This window comes from Corynebacterium sp., from assembly GCF_052107835.1.
GTDB lineage: Bacteria > Actinomycetota > Actinomycetes > Mycobacteriales > Mycobacteriaceae > Corynebacterium.
In genome coordinates, this window is the sequence record NZ_JBQEDF010000091.1 from 1 (window position 1) to 6,794 (window position 6,794).

The window sequence follows — 6,794 nt, forward strand, 5'->3', positions numbered from 1 at the left end:
ATCACGCACACTGTTTCATCGGAAGGTAGATACACCACTTCCCCGGACTTGACCGATCACCCCTCGCGGGGCGAGGTCACGACGGCCATCGCCAGACGCCTTCGTGAACCACCTTCATTATGTACCTATGTGCAGCAATTATGCAGCCCGGACCACAAATGGGGGTGCCCACCTCCCCCTTGACAGTTACGTGACCTTCTGTATCGTTACGACATGAAACGTAATGCAACCAGAAAGGAAAGCCATGCAACCCCTCAACGTCATCCTCATCATCGGCAGCACCCGCGAGGGCCGCTTCGGTCCCGTCCCCGCCGCCTGGGCCGCCGAGCGCGCCCGCGAACGCAACGACATCTCGCTCGACGTCGTCGACCTCGCCGAGACCGCACTGCCCACCGTCCTCCCCAACACCGAGGACGGGATCCCCGACAGTGTCACCGACCTGGGCACACGTCTGCAGGCCGCCGACGCCGTCGTCATCGTCACGCCCGTCTACAACCGCAGCTACCCGGCGTCGCTGAAGAACGCCATCGACTGGTTCCACGACGAGTGGTTCGCCACCCCGGTCGGCTTCGTCTCCTACGGGGGACGCACCGGCGGCATCGAGGCCGTTGAACACCTCCGCGGCGTCTTCGCCGAGCTCGGCACCATGACCATCCGCCACGTCCTGAGCTTCCCCAACTACCCGGAGATCTTCGGCGACGTCGGACCCGACAACACCGCAAGCCTCGACATCCCCACCGAACCAGCCGAGGCCTTCTACGACCAGCTCGTCTGGTGGGCCACCGCACTGCGAACTGCGAAGCTGGGCACCGCCGCCGAGGTGCCGACATGACCTCCACCACCACCGCACCCGCACAGCCCGTCCGCGCGACCGCGAAGGAATGGGCCGGGCTCGCCCTGCTGGTCCTGCCCATGATCATGGTCGCCTCCGACCTGACCGTCCTCTTCCTCGCCCTCCCCACCCTCGGCGCCGATCTGCAGCCCGGGCCCTCCGAGGAACTGTGGATCGTCCACATCTACGGCTTCATCATCGCCGGGCTGCTGATCACCGCAGGACGCCTCGGCGACCGCGTCGGCCCCCGGAAACTGCTGCTCATCGGCGCGACAGCATTCAGCATCCTCGCCGTCGTCGCCGCGTTCTCCGTGAACCCGGCGATGCTCATCATCGCCCGCGCACTGCTCGGAGTCCCCGGCGCGACCCTGATGCCATCCCTGTTCTCCCTGCTGCGCACCATGTTCCGGGATGAGGCCCAACGTCGCGTGGCCATCGCTGTCATTCTCAGCTCCTTCTCCGTTGGTGGCGCCTTTGGTCCACTGCTGGGCGGGGCACTGCTGGAGTTCTTCTGGTGGGGCTCCGTCTTCCTGGTCAACGTGCCCTTCATGGTCGTGCTCGTGATCCTCGGTCCGGTCCTGCTCCCCGAGCGCACTGAGCGCAACCGGACGCCGCTGGACCCGGTCAGCGTCCTACTGTCCCTGGTTGGCATGCTCGCCGTGGTCTACAGCCTGCAGGAGTTCGCCGCGACCACCTCCTGGGCGAATCTCGGGATCACCGCCGTCGGACTCGGCGTCCTGGCCCTCTTCCTTCGTCGGCAGGCAAGGTTGGACGCACCGCTGCTCGACCTCGAGCTCTTCCGCAACCGGCAGATCGTGGTGGCCCTGGGAACCGTTCTCATCGTGGGCATCGCGATGGTTGGAGTGTTCTTCCTGATCACGCAGTTCCTGCAGTCCATTGTGGGACTCACGCCGCTGGAGGCCGGGATCCGGACACTGCCGTACATCGCCCTCAACATCGCCGGTGCGATGATCGCCCCAGCCCTGACCAGGAAGTTCCGTCCGGTGACCGTGGTCTGCGGCGGGCTGGTGACCGCCACCATCGGCGCTCTGCTGATCGCGCTCGTCGCCTCCCCCACGGTGGGTGCCACGGCGTTGATCACCGCAGTGTCCGTCATGGCCTTCGGCCAGGGCGTGGCCTTCGCCCTGATCATGGACCTGATCGTCTCCAGCGCCCCGGAGGACAAGGTCGGTTCCGCGTCCTCCGTGCAGGAGGTCGCCGGGGAACTCGGCACCGCCCTGGGCACCGCCGCGTCCGGCGCGGTTGCCGTGGCCGTCGGCACGGGCGTGCAGGACGGGGTGAGCCAGGGGATCCAGGTCTACGCCATTGCCGGGGTTGTGCTGATCGGCGTGATGACCGCACTGAACCTCTCGCTGGTCAGACGATCCGCCGCGGTCCCGGGCTGAAGGCCCGAACCGGATTCGATCACGATGGAGGGCATGGGCGTTCCCATCCCCGAAGCCTGAGCGCAGGTACTCCGGCCGGCGGGGGAACGCGGTACCGTGGACACAGTGACACAGTGAGGAGCACGCGTGCCGAAGAGGAGTGCCGCACACCTGGCGCAGCGGCGCGACCACATAGCCCGGGCGGCGGCGGACGTCCTGGTCCGGGACGGGTTCACCGGGTTCTCCACCACCGCGGTGTGCGGGCAGGCCGGGGTGAGCATGGGCAGTCTCTACGGCTACTTCCCGTCGAAGGAGGCGCTGCTGCTCCACCTGGCCTCGCAGTCCCTCGACGCCCGGGCGCGCTGGCTCACCGGCGACACGTTGGACGAACTCCGGGCCAGCATCGGTGACCTCATCGACTTCCTCGGAAGTGACCAGGGTCGCCGGGACGTCCGGCTCGACGGCGAACTGGGCCTCGCCCGGCGCGCGTTCCCCGGACTCTCCGCGCTGGTCGCGGAGCGTTCCCTGCACAGCGAGGTCCACACCGCACTCGCCCGCGTCAGCGACGGCGGCAGCGCTGGCGACCCTGACCCTGTCGCAGTCGACGGGATCACCTCACTGATCGCCGGCTGGACCTACCTGGTCTTTCTCGGTGGGGACGTGCCCTCCACCGCCCCCGCCGCGGTCGACCGCGTCCTGGATGGAACCATCTCCCCCTGTTGACAGCACCCACCTCCCGGCGTTCAATAAAAACGAGAAGCTTCTCGCCTATCGCGGAGGAAATGATGCCCGCAGTTCAGTCCGTCCTACCGGAGGCCTGGTCCGGGCTGTTCCCGGAGCCGTCCGTCAACCACCTCCTGCCCCTCGCCGAGGCCGACGCACGCGTGCTCGCCGCGTCCCGCGCGGTGGGGGCCGAGGTCATCGAAGTCGGCCAGTCACGCCAGGGCCGCCCGATCACCCTCCACCGGTTCGGCACCTCCCCCGTCCGCAGCCTCTGGTACGGCGGGCCCCACGCCAATGAGGCGGTCGGCGTGTCCACCATCGTCACCCTCGCCGAGGCCCTCGCGGCACAGCCCGGCTACCTCGACAAGTGCGGCTTCGACCTGATCACCTGCATCGATCCGGACGCCCACGCGCTCAACGAACACTGGTTCCCCGGGTTCGACGGGGACCCGGCCACCTACTTCAGCCAGATGTACCGTCCCCCGATGGACGAGTTCGTGGACTGGGACATGCCCGTCGAGATCACGAATTCCCACGGCACCTTCCGCCGCGAGCCGCGGCACCCCGAGGGCCGCGCCCTGTTCGCCGCGCTGGAACTCAGCAGGCCGGCGGTGGTGATGGCCCTGCACAACGCCGAGATCGGCGGCATGTACTACCACCAGATCGGCGGCACCCCGGAACTCGCCAGCGCCCTGTCCCGAATCCCCGCCGAGTTCGGCATACCGGCAGAACCCACCCCCATCGACGCGCCCGATGCCGCGCCCCTCGCCCCCGGAGTCTTCCCGCTCCCCGGGGTCACGGACATGTTCGGCCCGCTGATCGACGCGACCCCGGACGACCCGACCTCCGTTCTCACCATGGGCGAATCCGCGATGACCTGGTCGCTGGGCTACGGGGCGGTGTCCATCGTCCCCGAGATCCCGTTCTGGTCACCGGTCGAGCCGCGTCCGAAGCAGGACGCCACGCTCGCGGACGTCGCCGGGGCCTCCGCACAGCGGCTGGCCGCGTCCGCCGATACGCTGTCCGGGCTGTGCACCCGGTACGCGGACTCGCTTCCCGAATCGAACGCCCGCGCGCGGTCGGTGAGGGACGCCGTCGGCATGCTCCGAGGCCTGTCCGCCCTGCTCACCTCCCTGGGCGACGGGCCGCACGGCACCCAGCCCGCCACGCCGGAGGACGTCCGGCGCTGGGGGATCATGCTGGGGCTGTCCACCCCACAGCGCTACGTGGGCATGCTGCTCAATGCACTTGAGGACGCTGCACCTGAGAACGCTGCACCGGGGGACGCCGTCGACGAGGTTCGCGACCTCTTCGACACCAACACCGACCTCCTCAACCGGTACAGCTACCGTTTCCACGGCATCGGGACGCTCGTCGACATCCAGCTCGCCACCGGTTTCACCGCCATCGACAGCCTCACGGAAGGACGCCCCCAGTGACCGCGAACCTCGACCGCATCCTCGACGACCTGCGCTCCCTCGTCGCCATCCCGTCGGTGAGTTCATCCCCGTCGCACACCGGGGACGTCGCCGCATCCGCCGACCGGGTCGCGGCCTTGTTCCGCGATGTCGGGATGGATGCCTCGGTCGTCGACGCCGCGGGTGCGCCCGCCGTCATCGGACGTCGCCAGGGGCCCGACGGTGCGCCGACCGTCCTGCTGTACGCGCACCACGACGTCCAGCCCGTCGAGGAATCGTCCTGGCACAGTGATCCGTTCGAGCTCCAGGTCACCGGGGACCGGGCGTTCGGCCGCGGATCCGCCGACGACAAGGGCGCGGTCGCGGTCCATCTCGAGGCCCTGCGCGCATTCGGCGACGACCTGCCCGTCTCCATCGCCGTCCTCGTCGAGGGTGAGGAGGAGATCGGGTCCCCCACCCTCGGCGCCCTGCTGGCCAACCACGCCGACACCGTCCGCTCGGATGTGGTGATCGTCCCCGACGCGGTGAACAACGCCGTCGACGAACCGACCGTCACCCGTTCGCTGCGCGGACTGCTCAACGTGCGGCTGTCGGTGCGCACCGCGGGCAACGCCGTCCATTCCGGCATCCACGGCGGGGTGCTCCCCGATGCTCTCGGCACACTCGTGCACCTCCTGGACTCCCTGACGGACGATGTCGGGGACGTCGCCGTCGAAGGGATCGACCCCGATCCCGACCCGCAGGACGCCTATCTCGACGCACGCGATTCCGCCACCGCCGCCGACACCGTGGACGGACTGCGGATTCCGGACGATGCCGCCGCCCGCCTGTGGAGGCGTCCCGCGGTCACCGTCCTCGCGATCGACGCCCCGCCCGTCGAGCGTGCGGCGAACATCCTGACACCGTTCGCCGAGGCGGTGGTCAGCTTCCGGCTGCCGCCCTCCGCCTCCCCGAACGACGCCCTCGCCGCGGTACGCAGCCACATCAACCGGACGAACACGGTCGGCGCCGAGGTCACCGTCACTCCCCTGGCGACCGGCCGCGGATGGTCGGAGGACAGCGGATCACGCTACATCGACCTCGCCGCAGAGGCCCTGACCACGGCTTTCGAGCGGACCACCACAATGACGGGTGTCGGGGGCGGCATCCCTTTCGTCGAGGCGCTGACCTCGGCCTTCCCCGGTATCGTCCCGGTCATCACGGCACTGCAGGACCCGGACTCCTCCGCGCACGCGGCCGACGAGTCCGTGTCCCTGCGCACCCTGACCGCCGCGGCCGACGCCGAGATCTCGATGCTGCGCCGGTTCGGTGAACTGCGGTGACAGCGAACATTGCCCTGCCGGACGGCCGCACCATGTCCATCGCCGAATGGGGTGCGCCGGAGGGGACACCCGTCCTCTTCCTCCACGGGACGCCGGGTGGCCGACTGAGTTCCCGCAAGTACGCGGACACCGCGGCCTCGCACGGGCTCCGGCTCCTGGCTCCGGATCGGCCCGGTTACGGCGGCAGCTCGCCAGCCACCATGACACTCACCGACTACGCGCGGGACCTCGAGCACCTGTGTTCGCAGCTCAGTCTCCCCCGGGTCAATGTGCTGGCCGGATCCGCCGGTGCGGCCTACGCCCTGGCCTGTGCTGCGGCCGTGCCGGGTCTCGTCGACCGGGTCGCCGTGTTCTCGGGCATCGCGCCAATGACGCCGGACGAGGTCAGCACACTGATCCCCGTCAACCAGGAGCTCCACGGGATGGCCGGCGACCCGGACCGGTTGATGCTCGCACTGGAGGACCTGCGCACCGCCGTCCTCTCGGGCGATCTCGGGGACACGGTCCCGGCCGACCCGGCTCTGACGGACGCACTGGAACCGGGGATCCACGGGATGGCCACCGACTACGCGAATGTCTTCACCGATTGGGGCTTTGACGTGCGCTCGGTCAGGGCACCGGTGCTCTGGATCCACGGCTCGGCGGACACGAACGCCCCGGTCTCCGCCGCCCGGCGTGTTGCGTCGCAGCTGCCGTCCGGGGAGTTCACCGAGGTTCCCGACGGGGTGCATTCCCCTTCGCCCGAGACCCTCGAGAAGGCGATGGCATTCCTCGCCTGAGGGATGCCGCCGGAGCTTGAATTCATTAGCGGATGATCGAAAGTAGTTGACGTGTCCTCCATTTGCGTCTAGCGTCGGTGGCGTAAACAACACGGAGACAGAGAAAGGAACATCATGAAGGTCACAGGCAATCGTGCACGTAAGGTGCTGGTCACTGCGTCAGCAGCGGCGTTCCTGGCACTTCCGCTCGCAGGAACCGCAGCCGCACAGGCCGTCGGGGACTCAGGCGCTCCCGGCTACGGCGGCGGCGCCGTCGCCCCCGGCGGCGAGGATGTGCGTCCCGGCGGATCGGACGGTTCCGACGGAAGTGCGTACAAGCCGATCGATTCCTAGAA

Annotated in this window: 7 protein-coding genes; all 7 read left to right on the forward strand. The window is 68.8% G+C overall.

Annotation, left to right across the window (positions count from 1 at the left end):
* Window positions 1-244: 244 nt before the first annotated feature.
* Window positions 245-832: an NADPH-dependent FMN reductase gene (locus ACTIL2_RS14910; RefSeq protein WP_442338262.1), complete on the forward strand. Its 588-nt coding sequence runs from the start codon at window positions 245-247 to the stop codon at window positions 830-832.
* A complete protein-coding gene (locus tag ACTIL2_RS14915) occupies window positions 829-2,238 on the forward strand; it encodes an MFS transporter (RefSeq protein ID WP_442338263.1) in 1,410 nt (469 codons plus the stop codon). The genes ACTIL2_RS14910 and ACTIL2_RS14915 overlap by 4 nt, the downstream gene beginning before the upstream one ends.
* Before the next feature lie 126 nt (window positions 2,239-2,364).
* Window positions 2,365-2,940 (forward strand): TetR/AcrR family transcriptional regulator, encoded by a 576-nt coding sequence (locus ACTIL2_RS14920; protein WP_442338264.1) that lies wholly within the window; start codon window positions 2,365-2,367, stop codon window positions 2,938-2,940.
* A 59-nt stretch (window positions 2,941-2,999) separates the two neighbouring features.
* Window positions 3,000-4,379, forward strand: coding sequence for a hypothetical protein (locus ACTIL2_RS14925; RefSeq protein ID WP_442338265.1), 1,380 nt, complete (start codon window positions 3,000-3,002; stop codon window positions 4,377-4,379).
* Window positions 4,376-5,680: a M20/M25/M40 family metallo-hydrolase gene (locus ACTIL2_RS14930; RefSeq protein ID WP_442338266.1), complete on the forward strand. Its 1,305-nt coding sequence runs from the start codon at window positions 4,376-4,378 to the stop codon at window positions 5,678-5,680. The genes ACTIL2_RS14925 and ACTIL2_RS14930 overlap by 4 nt, the downstream gene beginning before the upstream one ends.
* The gene (locus tag ACTIL2_RS14935; protein ID WP_442338267.1) at window positions 5,677-6,459 is read left to right on the forward strand and encodes an alpha/beta fold hydrolase; all 783 of its coding nucleotides are present in this window, start codon (window positions 5,677-5,679) and stop codon (window positions 6,457-6,459) included. Before ACTIL2_RS14930 ends, ACTIL2_RS14935 begins: the two co-directional genes overlap by 4 nt.
* Before the next feature lie 114 nt (window positions 6,460-6,573).
* The gene (locus ACTIL2_RS14940; protein ID WP_442338268.1) at window positions 6,574-6,792 is read left to right on the forward strand and encodes a hypothetical protein; all 219 of its coding nucleotides are present in this window, start codon (window positions 6,574-6,576) and stop codon (window positions 6,790-6,792) included.
* Window positions 6,793-6,794 lie beyond the last annotated feature (2 nt).

What these genes read in the sequence shown, in the direction of transcription:
- ACTIL2_RS14915 (WP_442338263.1), top strand. Translation starts at nt 829, where the DNA reads ATGACCTCCACCACCACCGCACCCGCACAGCCCGTCCGCGCGACCGCG.
- ACTIL2_RS14910 (WP_442338262.1), top strand. Translation starts at nt 245, where the DNA reads ATGCAACCCCTCAACGTCATCCTCATCATCGGCAGCACCCGCGAGGGC.
- ACTIL2_RS14940 (WP_442338268.1), top strand. Translation starts at nt 6,574, where the DNA reads ATGAAGGTCACAGGCAATCGTGCACGTAAGGTGCTGGTCACTGCGTCA.
- ACTIL2_RS14925 (WP_442338265.1), top strand. Translation starts at nt 3,000, where the DNA reads ATGATGCCCGCAGTTCAGTCCGTCCTACCGGAGGCCTGGTCCGGGCTG.